Origin of the sequence: Pseudomonas sp. PI1 (genome assembly GCF_000812405.1) — a bacterium.
GTDB lineage: Bacteria > Pseudomonadota > Gammaproteobacteria > Pseudomonadales > Pseudomonadaceae > Pseudomonas > Pseudomonas citronellolis.
In genome coordinates, this window is record NZ_JWMC01000061.1 from 56,161 (window position 1) to 75,529 (window position 19,369).

Below are 19,369 nucleotides of genomic sequence, written 5' to 3' on the forward strand. Positions count from 1 at the left end.
CGCGATGGATACGCTGCTGATCCTCGGCGGGCTGCTGCTGATCCTGGCCGGCTACGCCTGGCTGGTCATGCTGGCGTTCGCGCGCGGCCCGCTGTGGGGCCTGGCCTGCCTGCTGCCGCCCCTGGCGCCGGTGTTCCTGGCGCGGCACTGGGGTTTCGCGCGCAAGGCGCTGTTCCTCGGCGCCCTGGGCTGCATTCCCCTGGTCGTCGGCCTGGCCATGCTCGCCAGCCGCGACAGCGCGCGGCTGGAGGCCATCCTCAGCCTGCAGTGGCTGCGCAGCGAGCCCGTGGCGGCGCCGGAGCTGGACATCGCCCTGCGCGGCGAACTCGATGGCCAGGCCTTCGCGCCGCAGCAGGCGGAGCTGATCGACGGCGTGCTCAGCCTGCGCGAGGGCCAGGACTTCTATGCCCACCGCGAGGTGCGCATCCGCCTGGCCGCCCAGCCGCACGGGCCGCTGCGCCTGGACGTGCTGCCGGACGACCGCGGGCCGCGGCCCGTGGTGGAGGTCAGCTGGCTGGCGCCGGGCGCCGACCTGCCCGAGGCCGTGCGCCTGGAACGCGGCTACAGCCTGCACCTGGACCTGCGGCCCGAGGCGCCCAACCGCCTGCGCGGCGACTTCCACCTGGTGCTGCCGACGCAGTACCGCACCACCCTCAGCGGCCGCATCGAGCTGTACACCGACCGCCTGCGCTACCGCGACGGCCAGGTGGACACCCGTTTCGACTCCGCCGACACCCTGGCCTACGTCCTGCGCGACTACCTGCAGCGGCGCTTCCCGGGCCGCCAGCTGGAATTGCCCGCATCGCGCCTGGAGCCCCTGGGCCCGATCATGCAGGTGCCGCTGGACTTCCGCCTGGACGGCGAAGCGCAACACCTGGACCTGGAGCTTGCGTGCAGCGCCAACCGCGGCTGGGCGGTGCGCGGCGACCGCTACCCGAAGCTGGCGCCGCGCGCCGAGGCCAGCGCCCCGGCGGCCGAACCCGGGCCCGCCGCGCCGCAGCCCGGCAGGGCGACGCGGCCGCTGAGCCTGGAGCGCCTGCAGGCCGAGCCGCAGCGCTACGTCAACCGCGGCATGCGCGTGACCACCGAGCGCGGGCGCGTGGCCGAAGGCGTGTTCACCGGCCTGGACGCGAACGGCCGGGTGGTCATCCGCCACCTGCTCATCGGCGCCGGCCAGGCCAGCTACAGCCTGCGGCCTGCGGAGATCAGCGCCATCGAACTCCTGCCGCAATGACGTTCGTCGCGGCAAACCCTTGAAAAGCTTCAGGAAGCCCCCATCTCGCTGACATCCGCCGCCCGATGCGGCTTTTGTCATCCTCGGAGCGAGAAACGATGAGCGTGGAGACTCAAAAAGAGACACTGGGCTTTCAGACCGAAGTGAAGCAACTGCTTCACCTGATGATCCATTCCCTGTATTCGAATAAGGAAATCTTCCTCCGCGAACTGATTTCCAACGCCTCCGATGCGGCCGACAAGCTGCGTTTCGAGGCCCTGGCCAAGCCCGAGCTGCTCGAAGGCGGCGCCGAGCTGAAGATCCGCGTCAGCTTCGACAAGGACGCGAAGACCGTTACCCTCGAAGACAACGGCATCGGCATGAGCCGCGAGGAAGTGATCGCGCACCTGGGCACCATCGCCAAGTCCGGCACCGCCGACTTCCTGAAGAACCTCTCGGGCGACCAGAAGAAGGACTCGCACCTGATCGGCCAGTTCGGCGTGGGCTTCTACAGCGCCTTCATCGTCGCCGACAAGGTCGACGTCTTCACCCGCCGCGCCGGCGCCCCGGCCAGCGAGGGCGTGCACTGGTCGTCCAAGGGCGAGGGCGAGTTCGAAGTCGCCACCATCGACAAGCCCGAGCGCGGCACCCGCATCGTCCTGCACCTGAAGAGCGGTGAGGAAGAGTTCGCCGACGGCTGGCGCCTGCGCAACATCATCAAGAAATACTCCGATCACATCGCCCTGCCCATCGAGCTGCCGAAGGAATTCCACGGCGAAGAGAAGGACAAGCCGGCCGAGCCGGAATGGGAAGTGGTCAACCGCGCCAGCGCCCTGTGGACCCGTCCGCGCACCGAGATCAAGGACGAGGAATACCAGGAGTTCTACAAGCACACCGCCCACGACTTCGAGAACCCGCTGACCTGGAGCCACAACAAGGTCGAAGGCAAGCTGGAGTACACCTCGCTGCTCTACGTGCCCGGCCGCGCGCCCTTCGACCTGTACCACCGCGAGGCCCCGCGCGGGCTGAAACTGTACGTGCAGCGCGTGTTCATCATGGACCAGGCCGAGCAGTTCCTGCCGCTGTACCTGCGCTTCATCAAGGGCGTGGTGGACTCCAACGACCTGTCGCTGAACGTCTCCCGCGAGATCCTCCAGTCCGGCCCGGTGATCGACTCGATGAAGTCGGCGCTGACCAAGCGCGTGCTGGACATGCTGGAGAAACTGGCGAGCAGCGACGCCGAGGCCTACAAGGGCTTCTGGAAGAACTTCGGCCAGGTCCTCAAGGAAGGCCCGGCGGAAGACTTCGCCAACAAGGAGAAGATCGCGGGCCTGCTGCGCTTCGCCTCCACCCACGACGACTCCGGCGAGCAGAGCGTGTCCCTGGCCGACTACATCGGCCGCATGAAGGAAGGCCAGGACAAGATCTACTACCTCACCGGCGAGAGCTACGCGCAGGTGAAGAACAGCCCGCACCTGGAAGTCTTCCGCAAGAAGGGCATCGAGGTGCTGCTGCTCACCGACCGCATCGACGAGTGGCTGATGAGCTACCTGCCGAGCTTCGACGGCAAGGACTTCGTCGACGTCGCCCGCGGCGACCTGGACCTGGGCAAGCTGGACTCCGAGGAGGACAAGAAGGCCCAGGAGGAAGTGGCCAAGGCGAAGGAAGGCCTGGTGGAGCGCCTGAAGGCCGCCCTCGGCGAGGAAGTCGCCGAAGTGCGCGTGTCGCACCGCCTGACCGACTCGCCGGCGATCCTCGCCATCGGCGAGGCCGACCTCGGCCTGCAGATGCGCCAGATCCTCGAGGCCAGCGGGCAGAAGGTGCCGGAATCGAAGCCGATCTTCGAGTTCAACCCGGCCCACCCGCTGATCGAGAAGCTCGACGCGGAGCCGGACGAGGACCGCTTCGGCGAACTGGCGCACATCCTCTTCGACCAGGCCGCCCTGGCCGCCGGCGACAGCCTCAAGGACCCGGCCGCCTACGTGCGTCGCCTGAACAAGCTGCTGGTGGAACTTTCCGCCTGAGCCGGTAACCTCACACAAAGCCCGCCTTAAGCGGGCTTTGTGCTTTTCCTACTCCCACTGAAGGAAGTCACCCCATGAGCCAGATCAGCGTCCAACCCGTCGCTTATGAAGTCGACGGCGTGTCCTTCGAAGGTCAACTGGTGTTCGACGCTTCCAGCACCGTGCAGCGCCCCGGCCTGCTGATGGCGCCGAACTGGATGGGCGTCGGCCAGGGCGCGCTGGACATCGCCCGCCAGGTCGCCGGCCACGGCTACGTGGTGCTGGTGGCCGACCTCTACGGCAAGGACGTGCGCCCCAACGGCCCGGAGCAGGCCGGCGCCGCCATGATGCCGCTGAAGAACGACCGCGCCGCGCTGCGCCGCCGCATGCAGGCGGCCTTCAAGGCGCTGCAGGCCCAGGCCGGCAAGGCGCCGATCGACGGCGCCAGGCTGGCCGCCTTCGGCTTCTGCTTCGGCGGCTGCTGCGCTCTGGACCTGGCCCGCGACGGCGCGCCGCTGGCTGCGGCGGTGTCCTTCCACGGCACCCTGGATTCGCCCAACCCGGCGGATGCGAAGAACATCAAGGGTTCGGTGCTGGTCCTCGACGGCGCCATCGACCCGCTGGTGCCGCGCGAGCAGCTGCTCGACTTCGCCAAGGAAATGAACGACGCCGGCGTGGACTGGGCGCTGACCAGCTACGGTGGCGCCGCGCACTCCTTCACCGATCCGCAGGCCCAGATTCCGGGCAAGATGCAGTACGACGCCAAGGTGGCTCGCCGGGCGTTCCAGGCGATGTACGACCTGCTGGATGAGAAGTTCGGCGAGTAGAGCGGTTTCGTTCGGCCACGCAAAAGTCCGGCACACCGGGGCGTCCGGTGCGGCCGCTGAATCCAATCGCGGACAAGGTCCTACATGTCGCCGGGAGGCATGGTATTTCTCCCCCGTAGGAGCGGACCTTGTCCGCGATAGCCGAAGATTCCGACGCGATTCGCGGATGAGATCCGCTCCTACGCTACCCCACCCATGCCATTCCCATGTAGGAGCGCGCCCTGCGCGCGAATCGCGGGCAGGGCCCGCTACGCCCGTGCTTCCCTGCGGACCGCACCGAGGCGCTCTTCGTAGGATGGTGTTGAGCGAAGCGATACCCATCAGCGCAACCGCATGGGTTCGCAAGCTCAACCCATCCTACGAAGAGCCATGCTCGCTCATGCTGTAGGAGCGGACTCCGTCCGCGATTGCCCCCTTCAGCGCACCCCTTCCACCCGCGTCACCCTGGCCTCATCCGCCCGATACCCCCGCGCGCCGAACCAGCAGATGTACAGGTAGCACACCAGCGGAATGGCAAAGGACTGCAACAGGCCGATATGGTCGGCAAAGAAACCTTGCACCAGCGGCACCAGGGCGCCGCCGACGATGGCCATGCACAGCAGGCCCGAGCCCTTGCTGGTCAGGTTGCCCAGGCCTTCCAGGGCCAGGGAGAAGATGGTCGGGAACATGATCGAATTGAACAGGCCGATCAGGATCAGCGCCCACATCGCCACATGGCCGCCCACGCCGATGGCCACCGCCAGCAGCACGGCGTTGGTCACCGCGTTGAAGGCCAGGATGCGGTTGGGGCGGATGCTGCGCATCAGCACGCTGCCGATGAAGCGGCCGAGCATGGCGCCGCCCCAGTACAGCGAGAGGAACTTGCTGGCCTGCTCGCCGGGCAGGCCGGCGATGTCCGGCTGGCCCATCAGGCTGACCAGGTAGCTGCCGATGGCCACCTCGGCGCCGACGTAGGCGAAGATGCCGACCACCCCGTAGACCAAATGCCGGTGGGCGAGCAGCGACTGCCGGCCGGCGGCCGCGCCGTCGCTGGGCTCGCCGTGGCTGATGCGCGGCAGGCGGAACAGGCCGATCAGCACGGCGATGGCGAACAGCAGGGCGGCCAGCACCAGGTAGGGCATCTTCACCGAGTCGGCCTCGGCGGCGGCGCTGCCCAGTTCGCTGGCCGCGCCCGCGCCAATGGCGAGGATGGTCACCGAGCCCACCAGCGGGCCGACGGTGGTGCCCAGGGAGTTGAAGGCCTGCGTCATGTTCAGCCGGCTGGCCGCCGACTGCGGGCTGCCGAGCACGTTGACGTAGGGGTTGGCCGCCACCTGCAGCAGGGTGATGCCCGAGGCCAGGATGAACAGCGCGGCGAGGAACGCCGGGTAGGACTGCGCGCTGGCCGCAGGCAGGAAGAGCAGGCATCCGACGCCGGCAGTGACCAGGCCGACGATGATCCCGCGCTTGTAGCCCAGGCGCTCCACCAGCCGCCCGGCCGGGAAGGACATGACGAAGTAGGCGGTGAAGAAGCTGAACTGCACCAGCGACGCCTGCACGTAGTTGAGGGTGAACACCGCCTTCAGGTGCGGCACCAGAATGTCGTTCAGCGAGGTGATCAGGCCCCACATGAAGAACAGCACGGTGAGCACCGTGAGTGCGCCGGTGTGACGATTCTGCTCTGGCATGGCAGCTCCAGGACGTGGAAGGAAAGGGGGGAGGGCCGCGGCTCAGCGCGGCAGCTCGATGCGCTCGCGCTCGCCGGGGACCGTCGGCCAGTCGCCGGCGGCCCAGCGCCGGCGGGCCTCGTCGATCAGCGCGGGGTCGCTGGCGACGAAGTTCCAGTTCATCCGCCGCGCGCCGTCCAGCGGCTCGCCGCCGATCAGCACCGCGCGGCAGTCGGCGCAGGCGCTCAGCACCGGGCTTTCGCCCTCGGGCAGGACCAGCAGCTGGCGCAGCGGCGCGGGATCGTCGTCGAGCAGCGCCTCGCCTTCCAATAGATAGAGCGCCCTTTGCGGATGTTCGGGCGGCAGCGTCAGGGTGCTGCCGGCAACCATCTCGATGTCGGCGTACAGGGTCGGCGACAGCACCGGTACCGGCGAGACCAGGCAGAAGCCGCTGCCGGCGATCAGGCGGATGCGCACGCCCAGGCTCTCGCTCTGCGGCAGGCTGGCCACCGGGTGGTGACTGTAGCTGGGCTCGCGGCCTTCCTCGGCCCGCGGCAGGGCCAGCCAGAGCTGCAGGCCATGCAGGCGCGAGCCGCTTTCGCGCAGCGCCTGCGGGGTGCGCTCGACGTGGGCGACGCCGCGCCCGGCGGTCATCCAACTGACGTCGCCGGGCCGCACCAACTGGTCCGAACCCAGGCTGTCCTTGTGCTGCACCTGGCCCTCGAACAGGTAGGTGAGGGTGGACAGGCCGATGTGCGGGTGCTGGTTGATGTTCATGCCCTGGCCCGGCGCGAAGTCGGTGGCCAGCATGTGGTCGAAGAACACGAAGGGGCCGATGCTGCGGAATTGCGCGGAGGGCAGGGCGCGCAGGATGGGCATGCCCTCCACGTCGTCGGCGTGGGGGCGGATGGCGAAGGGGGCGGCGGTCATGGCGAGGCTTCCGGAAGGCTATGGCCAATAGGATAGCCGCTCGCCGCCGCAGCGCTGCGCCCGGGCGCGGGCCGCCTCGTTTCGTGCGCCGGCTGCCTGCCGCCGCCGGGCCGACGGTCAGATTTGTGAGTCGCAGTGGCGCGACCTGTCATTGCGGAGCCTTCGCTGCCTGAAGTCCAATCCGTCTGGATCGCGCTTTCGTGCGATGGGCGTTCATGCTTTCGGGTTGGCAAGTGGGGAAACAGTTTGTTACCTTGCTTGCACTATCGTGCCAGATTCCGCGTGCAGGGGATTCGCCAGAGGAGCCAGCCGGCGCCGGCAAGCGCCATCCGAGGAGTGCTACTGCTGAGCCGCTAACAGGCTGGCCAGCAGCCGAGAAACGAATAAGAACAGCGCCGGACGCAATGCCCGGGGCGATAAATCTTGGCCGTCATGGAGGTAATGCTTCGATGAACCGTCGTACGTGCATCGAAAGGGGTTGGGGCAACCCGTCGTTCTGGGCGCCCAGGCGCGCCGGCGCGCTCATGGGGCTGCTGCCGTTGCTGGTGGCGGGCAGTGTCCAGGCCGTCGAATTCAGCTTCGCCGACAACCAGGTCACCGGCTCCCTGGACAGCACCCTGTCCTATGGCGCCATGTGGCGTGTGCAGGGCCGCGGCACCGAGAACATAGACGACATCAACACCGACGACGGCAACCGCAACTTCGACAAGGGCCTGGTCTCCCAGGTGTTCAAGCTCACCTCGGACCTCTCGGCCAAGTACCAGAACTACGGCCTGTTCATGCGTGGCACCGCCTACTACGACACGCAGATCATGGACAAGCGCAACGACTACCTGAGCACCACCGACGGCGTCGAGCGCCCCAGCCAGTCCTACCCCGACGACGACCGCTTCACCCAGGATACCCGCCACATCGCCGGGCGCAAGGCCGAGCTGCTCGATGCCTACCTCTCCGGCGACTGGGACGTCGCCGAGCACCCGGTCACCGGCCGCGTCGGCCGCCAGGTGCTGAACTGGGGCGAGAGCACCTTCTACCGCGGCGGCATCAATACCATCAACCCGGTGGACGCCTCGCGCTTCCACCTGCCGGGCTCGGAACTCAAGGAAGTGCTGGTGCCGGTGGAGGCGCTGAGCTTCAACCTGGGGCTGACCGACAACCTGTCGATGGAAAGCTACTACCAGTGGAAGTGGAAGGAGACGCGCCTGGACCCGGTGGGCACCTATTTCGCCGACACCGACCTGTTCGCCGACGGCGGCGACGTCGCCTACACCACCGAAGACAGCCCGGAGTTCAAGCAGCTGCTGGCCGGCTATCCGCTGGTGGCCGGGCTCGGCCTGCTGGGCAACGGCCCGGCCGGCCCGAACGCCTACCTCAACCCCAACACCGGCACCTTCAAGGTGGCCAGCATCGGCAAGGACCTCGACGCCCGCGACAGCGGCGAATACGGCGTGGCCTTCCGCTACATCGCCGAGCAGCTCAACTCCACCGAGTTCGGCCTGTACTTCGTCAACTACCACGCCAAGGAACCCCAGGTGGCGGTGGACCTGCGCAGCTACCAGGGCGCCGACATCGCCGCCCTCAACGGCGTGCTCGGCCCGCTGGGCCTGGGCGAGGCGGTGCCCGGCCTGGCCACCCTGGACCTGGCCAGCAACGCCCAGGCGCGGCGCGACTACGTCGAAGACATCCGCATGTACGGCTTCAGCTTCAACACCACCCTGGGCGACGCCTCGGTGGCCGGCGAGCTGGCCTACCGGCCGAACATGCCGATCAGCATCGCGGCCACCAACGACCTGCTCGGCGACCTGCTGACCCAGGGCGTGCTCGGCCTGACCAACCTCTACGACGCCAACACCCCGGCCGACCAGGCCTGCGCGGCGGTGTCCGGCAAGCAGCTGTGCCGCGGCTCGCTGTTCCAGAACTACGAGCGCGCCGAGACCTACAACGCCTCGCTGACCGGCATCTACAACTTCGGCCCGCACATGACCTTCGACTCGGTGGTGGGCGTGGCCGAGCTGGCCGGCGAGTTCATCCGCGGCAGCAGCCTGGAGTACACCGCCTGGGACGGCAGCAAGCGCCGCTTCGTCGGCGCCCAGGACAAGTCCTATGTCGGCGGCTCCGACGACGGCGACCAGATCAGCCGCGACAGCTACGGCTACACCCTGCTGCTCAGCGGCACCTGGAACGACGTGTTCGCCGGCGTGAAGCTCAGCCCCTACGTGGTCTACCAGGACGACTTCAAGGGCAACTCCGACCGCACCGGCAACTTCATCGAAGGGCGCAAGGCCTACACCCTCGGCGCCGACGCCACCTACCTGAACACCTTCCAGGTGGGCATGCAGTACACCAACTACTACGGCGCCGGGGTGAACAACTCCATGCGTGACCGGGACAACGTCTCGATCAGCGCCAAGTACTCGTTCTGATCAGCCAGGTGATGGAGACTCGCATGATCGCCAAGAAACCCATGATCGCGCTGCTGGCCCTGGCGGCCCTGGTGGCGACCGACGCCCGCGCGGCGGTGAGCGCCGACCAGGCCGCACAGCTCAAGAGCAGCCTGACGCCGCTGGGCGCCGAGAAGGCCGGCAACGCCGCCGGCAGCATCCCCGCCTGGAGCGGCGGCCTGACCCAGGCCCCGGCCGGCTACAAGGGCCCGGGCAGCCACCACGTCGACCCCTTCGCCGGCGACAAGCCGCAGTTCACCATCACCAAGGCCAACCTGGAGCAGTACAAGGCGAACCTGACCCCCGGCCAGATCGCCCTGTTCAACACCTACCCGGACAGCTTCCAGATGCCGGTCTACCAGACCCGCCGCAGCGGCGCGGCGCCGCAGTGGGTGTACGACAACACCTTCCGCAACGCCACCAGCGGCAAGCTGGTGGAAGGCGGCAACGGCTTCGCCGACGCCTACGGCGGCATTCCCTTCCCGATCCCGCAGAGCGGCCTGGAAGCGCTGTGGAACCACATCGCCCGCTACCGCGGCAGCTACATCGAACGGCGCTCGGCGCAGACCGGCGTGCAGCGCAACGGCGCCTACTCGCTGGTCACCAGCCAGGACGCCGCGCTGTTCCGCTTCTACGATCCCAAGGGCAGCTTCGAGCAGTTGGGCAACACCCTGTTCTACTACATGACCTTCACCACCGCCCCGGCGCGCCTGGCGGGCGAGGGCGCGCTGGTGCAGGAGACCCTCGACCAGGTCAAGGAACCGCGCCAGGCCTGGGGCTACAGCCCCGGCCAGCGCCGCGTGCGGCGCGCGCCGACGCTGGCCTACGACACCCCGATCGAGGACTCCGACGGCCTGCGCACCGCCGACGACACCGACATGTATAACGGCGCCCCGGACCGCTACAACTGGACCCTGGTGGGCAAGAAGGAAATCTACATCCCCTACAACAACTACAGGGTCACCAGCCCCGAGGTGAAATACAAGGACCTGCTCACCCCCGGCCACATCAACCCGAAATACACCCGCTACGAGCTGCACCGGGTGTGGGTGGTGGAAGGCAAGCTCAAGCCTGGCGCGCGGCACATCTACAGCAAGCGCACCCTGTACCTCGACGAAGACAGCTGGGGCGCGGCGGTGGTCGACCAGTACGACGGCCGCGGCGAGCTGTGGCGGGTGTCGATGGCCTACCTGAAGAACTTCTACGAACAGCCCATGGTCTGGACCGCGCTGGACACCTTCCACGACCTGCAGTCGCGGCGCTACAGCGTGCAGTGGCTGGACAACGAGGAGCCGGGCACCGCCGACTTCAGCAAACCGGCGCCGGACGTGGCGGAGTTCAGCCCGGCGGCGCTGCGGAGGAAGGCTTCGCGCTAGGGCGTGCTTTTTTGTAGGAGCGAGCTTGCTCGCGAATGGAGTTTCCCGGGGGCTGCTGTGCTTTGGGTTGACTCCGTTCCCTCTCCCTAACCCTCTCCCTGAAGGGAGAGGGGACCGTTCGGCGTTGGGCGATAGTCAAGCGCCAGCCGGTAATTACAGGAGTACTCCGTTATTTCAGCTGGCAGAGGACAAGCCCCCTCTCCCGCTTGCGGGAGAGGGCTGGGGAGAGGGTGCTCTCGCATCGCCCAGAAGCCCCGGCAAGCGTAGGGCGAATAACCGTTCGCGGTTATCCGCCGATACACCGGGGCCACAGCCAACGCCCAGGCCAACCCCGGAGCCGCCGGGAACCAAGGCCAAACGGCGGATAACGCCGTAGGCGTTATGCGCCCTACGGTTCGACCCCGTCCCCCCGCGAAATGAAAAGCGGCCACACCGGCCGGCGGTCCTGAGCGAGGGCCCGGCCGGCGTGACCGTAAGCGTCAGCCGCGCTGGTGCACCGAGCGGCCGTGGGCGAAGGTTTCGCGTACCGTGCGGTCGTCGCCGAGGATGATCAGGGCGAAGAGTCTTTCCTCCAGGCTCTTCGCCTGCCGCAGGCGGTAGTCCAGCAGCGGGGTGGCCTTGTAGTCCAGCACCACGAAGTCCGCCTCGTTGCCCTGGGCGAAGCTGCCGACCTTGTCCTGCAGCTCCAGCGCGCGGGCGCCGCCGAGGGTGGCCAGGTACAGCGACTTGAACGGGTCGAGCTTGATGCCCTGCAGCTGCATCACCTTGTAGGCCTCGTTCAGCGACTGCAGCTGGGAGAAGCTGGTGCCGGCGCCGACGTCGGTGCCCAGGCCGACCTTGACCTTGTGCTTCTCCAGCTTCGCCAGGTCGAACAGGCCGCTGCCGAGGAACAGGTTCGAGGTGGGGCAGAAGGCCACCGCCGAGCCGGTCTCGGCCAGGCGCTGGCATTCGCCGTCGCACAGGTGCACGCCGTGGGCGAACACCGAGCGCGCGCCGAGCAGGCCGTGGTGGTCGTAGACGTCCAGGTAGCCGCTGCGCTCGGGGAAGAGTTCCTTCACCCACTCGATTTCCTTGCGGTTCTCCGACAGGTGGGTGTGCAGGTACACGCCCGGGTGCTCCTTGAGCAGGCGGCCGGCGGCGTCCAGCTGTTCGGGGGTGCTTGTGGGCGCGAAGCGCGGGGTCACCGCGTAGAGCAGGCGGCCCTTGCCGTGCCAGCGCTCGATCAGCGCCTTGCTGTCGCGGTAGCTGCTTTCGGCGGTGTCGGTCAGGTAGTCCGGGGCGTTGCGGTCCATCATCACCTTGCCGGCGATCAGCCGCAGGTCGAGCTTCTCGGCAGTATTGAACAGCGCGTCCACCGACTGCGGGTGCACGCTGCCGAACACCAGGGCGGTGGTGGTGCCGTTGCGCAGCAGTTCCTTGAGGAAGATGCCGGCGACGTCGGCGGCGTGGGCCGGGTCGGCGAACTGCTTCTCGGTGGGGAAGGTGTAGGTGTTCAGCCAGTCCAGCAGCTGTTCGCCGTAGGAGGCGATCATGCCGGTCTGCGGGTAGTGGATGTGGGTGTCGATGAAGCCGGGGGTGATCAGCGCGTCGCGGTATTCCACCACTTCCACGCCGCCCAGTTGCGGCAGCAGCTCGGCGGCGTGGCCGAGGCGGGCGACCTTGCCGTCTTCCACCAGCAGGATGCCGTCTTCGAAGTACTGGTAGGACTTGTCGACGCCCACTTCGGCGGGGTCGGCGACGCTGTGCAGGATGCTGGCGCGGTAGGCTTTGCTGGTCATGTCGTTCTCTCGATCTGGGAATCGATGGGTATCGCTTCGCTCAACCCATCCTACGAATGTCGGTTACCTGCCGTTTTCGGCGGTACGGGCGCGGCGGCTGCTGGGCAGGAGTTTGGCTACCGAGTGTTCGCCGCTGGCCTTTTCCTGGCCGAAGGCGGCGTTGTAGGTGGCTATCACTTCGCCGGCGATGGACACGGCGATCTCCACCGGCAGCTTGCCCTTCACCTCGGCGATGCCCATGGGGCAGCGCATGCGTTGCACGGTCTCGCTGGCGAAGCCGCGGTCGCGCAGGCGGTGTTCGAACTTGGCGCGCTTGGTGTCCGAGCCGATCAGGCCGAAGTAGCCGAAGTCGTCGCGTTTGAGTATCGCCGCGGTCAGCTCCAGGTCCAGGGCGTGGTTGTGGGTCATGACGATGTAGTAGCCGCCCGCCGGCATATTCTCGACCTCATCGAGCACTTCGTCATTCAGCACTTTCTCGACGCCGGCCGGGATGCTTTCCGGGAACTCGGCTTCCCGCGAGTCGATCCAGCGCACCTTGCACGGCAGGCTGGCCAGCAGCGGCACCAGCGCGCGGCCGACGTGGCCGGCGCCGAACACCGCTATGTGCGCCTGGGGCTGGCCCATGGGCTCGAACAGCAGCACGGTGGCGCCGCCGCAGCACTGGCCGAGGCTGGCGCCCAGGCTGAAGCGCTCCAGACGCGGCTGCCGGGTGCGCTGCTGGAGCATCTCGCGGGCGATCTGCAGGGCCTTGAACTCCAGGTGGCCGCCGCCGATGGTGTCGAACAGCCTGTCGGCGCTGACCACCATCTTCGAGCCGGCGTTGCGCGGCGTGGAGCCGAGCTCCTCGATGATGGTCACCAGCACGGCGGCTTCGCCGCGTTGCTGCAGGTCGGCGAGGGCGCTGATCCAGTTCATGTCGTTAACCTCGGAAGGTTCATGGAGCGTAGGTCATGCCGGTTCGGCGGCTGTTTGTGGTTCAGCGGCCTGCGCAGCTTTCAGCCTGCGCATCTGCTCCACCCCCCAGAGCACCCGCTCCGGCGTCGCCGGGGCGTCGATCTGCGGCTGCACGCGGTAGTCCGCCAGGCTCGCCACCGCGTCCTTGATGGCGCAGAACACCGAGATGCCGAGCATGAACGGCGGCTCGCCCACGGCCTTGGAGTGGAACACCGTCTGCTCCGGGTTCTTGCGGTTCTCCACCAGCTTCACCCGCAGGTCCAGCGGCATGTCGGCGATGGCCGGAATCTTGTAGCTGGCCGGGCCGTTGGTCATGAGTTTGCCCTTGGCATTCCACACCAGCTCTTCCATGGTCAGCCAGCCCATGCCCTGGACGAAGCCGCCTTCCACCTGGCCGATGTCGATGGCCGGGTTCAGCGAGTCGCCGACGTCGTGGAGGATGTCGGTGCGCAGCATGCGGTACTCGCCGGTCAGGGTGTCCACCAGCACTTCCGAGCAGGCGGCGCCGAAGGCGAAGTAGTAGAACGGCCGGCCGGCGGCCTTGTCGCGGTCGTAGTAGATCTTCGGCGTGCGGTAGAAGCCGGTGGAGGACAGCGACACCTGGCCGAAGTAGGCCTGCTGGATCAGCTCCTCGAAGGGCACGATCAGGTCGCGGATGCGCACCTGGTTGTTGCGGAACTCGACGTCTTCCTCGGTGACCTTCCAGTGCCGCGCGGCGAATTCCACCAGGCGCTGCTTGATGGTCTCGGCGGCGTTCTGCGCGGCCTTGCCGTTGAGGTCGGCGCCGCTGGAGGCCGCGGTGGGCGAGGTGTTGGGCACCTTGTCGGTGTTGGTCGCGGTGATCTGCACGCGGTCGATGTCGACCTGGAAGACTTCCGCCACCACCTGCGCCACCTTGGTGTTCAGGCCCTGGCCCATCTCGGTGCCGCCATGGTTCAGGTGGATGCTGCCGTCGGTGTAGATGTGGATCAGCGCGCCGGCCTGGTTGAGGAAGGTGGCGGTGAAGCTGATGCCGAACTTAACCGGGGTCAGCGCCAGGCCCTTCTTGAGGACCGGGCTGGCGGCGTTGAACGCGCGGATCTCGGCGCGGCGCCTGGCGTACTCGGCGCTGGCCTCCAGCTCGGCGGTCATCTCCGCGATGAGGTTGTGCTCGACCTGCTGGTGGTAGTGGGTGACGTTGCGCTCGTCCTTGCCGTAGTAGTTGCGCTTGCGCACTTCCAGCGGGTCCTTGCCCAGGTGGCGCGCCACCGCGTCCATCACTTCCTCGATGGCGACCATTCCCTGCGGGCCGCCGAAGCCGCGGTAGGCGGTGTTCGACGCGGTGTTGGTCTTGCAGCGGTGGCCGTTGATGGTGGCGTTGCCTAGGAAGTAGGCGTTGTCGGAGTGGAACATGGCGCGGTCGACGATGGAGCCGGAGAGGTCCGGCGAGTAGCCGCAGTTGCCGGCCAGGTCCATGTGGATGCCGTGCAGCAGGCCGTCGTCGTCGAAGCCCACGTCGTACTCGACGTAGAAGGGGTGGCGCTTGCCGGTCATCTGCATGTCTTCGACGCGCGGCAGGCGCATCTTCGCCGGGCGCCCGGTCAGGCGCGCGATCACCGCGCACAGGCAGGCGGGCGCGGCGGCCTGGGTTTCCTTGCCGCCGAAGCCGCCGCCCATGCGGCGCATGTCGATCACCACCTTGTTGAAGGAGATGCCCAGCACCTCGGCCACCAGCTTCTGCACCTCGGTGGGGTTCTGCGTGGAGGTGTAGACGATCACGCCGCCGTCTTCGCTGGGCATCACCGAGGAAATCTGCGTCTCCAGGTAGAAGTGCTCCTGGCCGCCGATGTGCAGGGTGCCCTGGATGCGGTGCGGCGCGCTGGCCAGCTGGGTGGCGGAATCGCCGATCCTGTGGGTGTGGCTGTCCAGCACGAAGTGCTTCTTGCGCAGCGCCTCGACCACGTCGAGCACCGGCTCCAGATCCTCGTACTCGATGATCGCCGCCATGGCCGCCTTGCGCGCGGTTTCCAGGCTGTCGGCTGCCACCGCGATGACCATCTGGCCGACGTACTCGACCTTGCCGTCGGCCAGCAGCGGGTCGCCGGCCACCACAGGGCCGATGTCCAACTGGCCGGGCACGTCGTCCTTGGTGATGGCGATGGCCACCCCGGGGAAGGCGTAGCAGGGGCTGACGTCCAGCCGGGTGATGCGCGCGTGGGCGCGGTCGCTCATGCGGGCGTAGACGTGCAGCTGGTTGGGGAATTCCAGGCGGTCGTCGATGTAGACCGCCTCGCCGCTGACGTGCTTGGGCGCGCTTTCGTGCTTGACGCTCTTGCCCACGCCGGTGGTCAGGTCGGCGCGGAACAGCGCCTGGAGTTCTTCCTGGGTCTTGTTGTGCTTATGCATATGCGGTCACCCGAGTCACGGCCTGGGGCGCTTCCAGTTCGAGGAAGCATTTGCGCAGCAGGTTCTGCGCGGTGAGCAGGCGGTATTCCTTGCTGGCGCGGAAGTCCGAGAGCGGGGTGAAGTCCTCGCCCAGGGCGATTGCCGCGCGTTCGAAGGTGGCGGCGTTGAACGGCTGGCCGAGCAGCGCCGCCTCGCAGGCGCGGGCGCGCTTGGGGATCGCCGCCATGCCGCCGAAGCCGCTGCGCACGGCGCTGATGCGGCAGTCCTCGACGCTGATGCTGAAAGCCGCGCAGACCGCCGAGATATCGTCGTCCAGGCGCTTGGACACCTTGTAGGCGCGGAACGCCTGGTTGGCCTGTGGGCGCGGGACTATCACCTTCTCGATGAACTCGCCTTCCTGGCGCGCGGTGACCTTGTAGTCGATGAAGTAGTCCTCGATGGGCAGTTCGCGGCTGCTCTCGCCCTTGCGCAGCACGATGCGCGCGCCCAGGGCGATCAGCAGCGGCGGCGAGTCGCCGATGGGCGAGGCGTTGCCGATGTTGCCGCCGAGGGTGCCCTGGTTGCGGATCTGCAGCGAGGCGAAGCGGTGCAGCAGCTCGCCGAAGTCCGGGTAGTCGTGGGCCAGGGCCGCGTAGCAGTCGGTCAGCGGCGCGGCGGCGCCCAGCTCGATGCGGTCGGCGAGGACTTCGACGCGTTTCATCTCCTCGACATGGCCGACGTAGATCATCACCGGCAGCTCGCGGTGGAACTGGGTGACTTCCAGGGCCAGGTCGGTGCCGCCGGCCAGCAGGCGCGCCTGCGGGTTGGCGCTGTAGAGGTCGGCCAGGTCGGCGATGGTCAGCGGCAGCAGGCAGCGCTTGTCGCCGCTGTTCAGCTCGGCGGTCTCGCGCGGGGCGATGGCCTTGAGCTGGGCGATGGTCTGCTGCTGGGCTGCATCGAACTGGTCCGGGCGCTTCTGGCAGCAGGACTGCTCGGCGGCGTCGAGGATCGGCCGGTAGCCGGTGCAGCGGCACAGGTTGCCGGCCAGCGCCTCGTAGGCCTCGGCCTTACGTTCTTCGGGCGTTTCGCCGGCGCTGTTCTTCTGCAGGGCGAACAGCGACATGACGAAGCCGGGGGTGCAGAAGCCGCACTGCGAGCCGTGGCAATCCACCATGGCCTGCTGTACGCCGTGCAGTTCGCCGCGGTGCTTGAGGTCGTCGACCACGATCAACTGCTTGCCGTGCAGGGCGGAAACGAAGGTCAGGCAGGAGTTGAGGGTGCGGTAGCGGATGCGCTCGGCGCCCTCGGCGCCGACCAGTTCGCCCACCACCACGGTGCAGGCGCCGCAGTCACCGGAGGCGCAGCCCTCCTTGGTGCCGGTCTTGCCCAGGTGCTGGCGCAGGTAGTTGAGCACGGTGAGATTCGGGTCGAGGCGGTCTTCGACACGCAGCTCGCGATTGAGCAGGAACCTGATCAAGGCATGCCTCCAGGCTTTCTTGTTGTTGGGCGGGGCGCGATGGAGGTGAATCTAGGAAAAGCTGACTTTTAAGTCAACAAAAATTCTGATCTTTCGGTCAGCTATTTCCGGCAAGGCGCTTTTTCGTAGGAGCGGGGCGTTGTGTTTACCGGCAGGTGTAGGAGCGGGCCCTGCCCGCGATTCGCGCGCAGGGCGCGCTCCTACATGGGTACGCCATGGCTGATGCATTGCAGTAACGTAGGGCGAATAACCGTTCGCGATTATCCGCCGATACACCGAGGCCAGAGCCAACGCCCAGGTCAGCCCCGGAGCCGCCGGGAGCCGAGGCCAAACGGCGGATAACGCCGTAGGCGTTATGCGCCCTACGCTCCCGGAGGCGCAAAAAAAACGGCAGCCGGGGGTACGTGGCTGCCGCAAAGGCGTGGAACCCGTTGGAATCAGGCGCGCTGGGTATCGCTCAGCTGGTATTCCTCGCCGGCGTAGTAGGCGCGCACGCGGGGGTTCATCACCGCGCGCCACAGCGGCGGGAACAGCGCCAGGACGATCATCCCGGCGTAGCCGTTGGGCAGCTGCGGGCTGTCGTCGTAGTGGCGCAGCACCTGGTAGCGGCGCTTGGCGTAGGCGTGGTGGTCGGAGTGGCGCTGCAGGTGGAACAGGAACAGGTTGGTCAGCAGGAAGTTGCTGTTCCACGAATGCTCGTGGGTGGTGCGCTCGTAGCGGCCATCGTCCAGGCGCCGGCGGTGCAGGCCGTAGTGCTCGACGTAATTGACGATCTCCAGCAGGGTGAAGGCCATGGCCGCCTGGCCGAGGAAATACACCGCGCCGAGCCAGCCGAAGGCCAGGCTGAAACCGAGCAGGAAGAGGGCGCTGACGGCGTACCACCAGATCAGCTCGTTGCGCCAGTGCAGCGCCGGCAGGCCCTTGCGCTTCAGGCGCTGGGCCTCCAGGCGCCAGGCGTTGAGGAAGTTGTGCTTGTAGGCGTGGGGCAGGAAGGCGTACAGGCTCTGGTCGTAGCGCGAGGAGGAGGCGTCCTCCGGGGTGGAAACGTGCACGTGGTGGCCGCGCACGTGCTCCACCTTGAAGCCGGCATAGCACACCGCCGCCAGCAGCAGGCCGCCGGCGCGCTGCTCCAGCTGCGGGTCCTTGTGGATCAGCTCGTGGGACACGGTGATGCCGATGGCGCCCATCACCGTGCCCACCGAGAGGATCCAGCCCAGCTTGCCCACCCAGTTCCACGCCTCGTAGTGGGTGATCACCCAGCCGCCGTAGACCAGCATGCCCAGCAGCAGCGGCACGGTCATCAGGCTGAGGAAGCGGTAGTAGCCCTCGCGCTCCAGTACTGGCACTTCACTGGCCTCGTCGGGGTTGGCCGGGTCGCGGCCGACGATGGCGTCGAGCACGGGGATGACCAGGAACACCACGGCGATGACGAACCAGGCCCAGGCGTTGGGGTGGTCGCTGCCGTAGGACCACCAGTAGCTCAGCGGAATGCCGAACACCGGCACCAGCCAGATCCAGTAGCCGGCCTTCTTCAGGCGCAGCATCCAGGCAGGGGGAAGGAAGGCGAACATGGCGCGATTCTCGTTGTAGGATTGTCAGACAATCCTGCGCCCAATCCTTTCTTCGTACGCACCAACCTTCGTTCAGTCGAGCCCCTTGACCGGGGCGTTGCCGGGTAACACCCTGTGTTACACTTCGCGGCCGCAAGCCCCATTCCATCAGCCCTCCAGCGATAAGGACACCCATGACGTTCAAGGCCCCGGACAGCCTGGCTGAGCAGATTGCCCACCACCTCGCCGAACGCATCATCCGGGGCGAGCTCAAGGAACGCGAACGCATCCAGGAGCAGAAGGTCACCCAGGCCCTGAACGTCAGCCGCGGCTCGGTGCGCGAGGCGCTGCTGATCCTCGAACGCCGCCACCTGGTGGTGATACTGCCGCGCCGCGGCGCGCAGGTCTCGGAGCTGTCCGCCAGCCACGTGGAAAGCCTCTACGGCCTGGTCATGGAGCTGTACATCATGCTCGCCAGCGCGGTGGCGCGGACCTGGCGCGAGGAGGGCGACCTGCAGCCGTTCCTGGCCATCCAGCAGCGCCTGCTGGAAAGCCTGCAGCGCGGCGACATCGACGCCTTCGTCGAGTCCAGCTTCGACATCATGCGCGCGGCCTTCCCCTTCGCCGCCAACCCCTACCTGCAGGAGACGGTGGAGAACCTGCTGCCGGCCATCAGCCGCACCTATCACCTGGCCCTGGAACGGCGCAAAAGCGAGATGAGCCAGTTCCTCGACAGCTTCGCCCGCCTGTTGCAGGCGGTGATCGACCGCGACGAGGCGGTCATCCGCGAGGTGCTTCTGGACTACGGCC

Annotated in this window: 13 protein-coding genes; 6 read left to right on the plus strand and 7 right to left on the minus strand. The window is 67.4% G+C overall.

The window, feature by feature from the left end; all coding sequences use genetic code 11:
- Window positions 1–4 precede the first annotated feature (4 nt).
- The 3 genes from RN02_RS20290 to RN02_RS20300 all read left to right on the plus strand — a co-directional run bounded on the left by RN02_RS20290 (window position 5) and on the right by RN02_RS20300 (window position 4,043).
- Window positions 5–1,234, plus strand: a complete 1,230-nt coding sequence (locus RN02_RS20290; RefSeq protein ID WP_043316231.1) for a hypothetical protein — start codon at window positions 5–7, stop codon at window positions 1,232–1,234.
- A 98-nt stretch (window positions 1,235–1,332) separates the two neighbouring features.
- Window positions 1,333–3,237, plus strand: a complete 1,905-nt coding sequence (htpG, locus tag RN02_RS20295) for a molecular chaperone HtpG (protein ID WP_043316233.1) — start codon at window positions 1,333–1,335, stop codon at window positions 3,235–3,237.
- Window positions 3,238–3,311: 74 nt separating this feature from the next.
- The gene (locus RN02_RS20300) at window positions 3,312–4,043 is read left to right on the plus strand and encodes a dienelactone hydrolase family protein (RefSeq protein ID WP_043266715.1); all 732 of its coding nucleotides are present in this window, start codon (window positions 3,312–3,314) and stop codon (window positions 4,041–4,043) included.
- Window positions 4,044–4,459: 416 nt separating this feature from the next.
- Here the strand turns inward: RN02_RS20300 and RN02_RS20305 are convergent, their stop codons facing one another.
- Window positions 4,460–5,710 carry a sugar MFS transporter gene (locus RN02_RS20305; RefSeq protein ID WP_043316235.1) on the minus strand — a complete coding sequence of 417 codons (1,251 nt, stop codon included), beginning with the start codon at window positions 5,708–5,710 and terminating at the stop codon, window positions 4,460–4,462.
- A 42-nt stretch (window positions 5,711–5,752) separates the two neighbouring features.
- Entirely contained in the window at window positions 5,753–6,619 is an 867-nt protein-coding gene (locus RN02_RS20310; RefSeq protein ID WP_043316237.1) for a pirin family protein, read from the minus strand.
- A gap of 449 nt (window positions 6,620–7,068) precedes the next feature.
- Here RN02_RS20310 and RN02_RS20315 point away from each other — a divergent pair, with 449 nt between their 5' ends.
- Window positions 7,069–9,042, plus strand: coding sequence for a DUF1302 domain-containing protein (locus tag RN02_RS20315; protein WP_052267772.1), 1,974 nt, complete (start codon window positions 7,069–7,071; stop codon window positions 9,040–9,042).
- A 23-nt stretch (window positions 9,043–9,065) separates the two neighbouring features.
- Window positions 9,066–10,436: a DUF1329 domain-containing protein gene (locus tag RN02_RS20320; RefSeq protein WP_043266710.1), complete on the plus strand. Its 1,371-nt coding sequence runs from the start codon at window positions 9,066–9,068 to the stop codon at window positions 10,434–10,436.
- Between the two features lie 479 nt (window positions 10,437–10,915).
- On the opposite strand, the gene guaD is transcribed toward RN02_RS20320, so the two are convergent.
- From guaD to RN02_RS20345, 5 genes are all read right to left on the minus strand, one after another.
- The gene (gene guaD / locus RN02_RS20325; RefSeq protein WP_043316240.1) at window positions 10,916–12,214 is read right to left on the minus strand and encodes a guanine deaminase; all 1,299 of its coding nucleotides are present in this window, start codon (window positions 12,212–12,214) and stop codon (window positions 10,916–10,918) included.
- Between the two features lie 63 nt (window positions 12,215–12,277).
- The gene (gene xdhC / locus RN02_RS20330) at window positions 12,278–13,129 is read right to left on the minus strand and encodes a xanthine dehydrogenase accessory protein XdhC (RefSeq protein ID WP_043316242.1); all 852 of its coding nucleotides are present in this window, start codon (window positions 13,127–13,129) and stop codon (window positions 12,278–12,280) included.
- Window positions 13,130–13,162: 33 nt separating this feature from the next.
- A complete protein-coding gene (gene xdhB, locus RN02_RS20335; protein WP_043316244.1) occupies window positions 13,163–15,553 on the minus strand; it encodes a xanthine dehydrogenase molybdopterin binding subunit in 2,391 nt (796 codons plus the stop codon).
- Window positions 15,546–17,009, minus strand: a complete 1,464-nt coding sequence (xdhA, locus tag RN02_RS20340) for a xanthine dehydrogenase small subunit (RefSeq protein ID WP_043316245.1) — start codon at window positions 17,007–17,009, stop codon at window positions 15,546–15,548. Before xdhA ends, xdhB begins: the two co-directional genes overlap by 8 nt.
- Window positions 17,010–17,446: 437 nt before the next feature.
- Window positions 17,447–18,580, minus strand: a complete 1,134-nt coding sequence (locus tag RN02_RS20345) for an alkane 1-monooxygenase (protein ID WP_043316246.1) — start codon at window positions 18,578–18,580, stop codon at window positions 17,447–17,449.
- Window positions 18,581–18,753: 173 nt separating this feature from the next.
- Between RN02_RS20345 and RN02_RS20350 the strand changes: the two genes are divergently transcribed.
- Window positions 18,754–19,369: GntR family transcriptional regulator (locus RN02_RS20350; protein WP_043316248.1), on the plus strand; the 616-nt coding region annotated here is incomplete at its 3' end.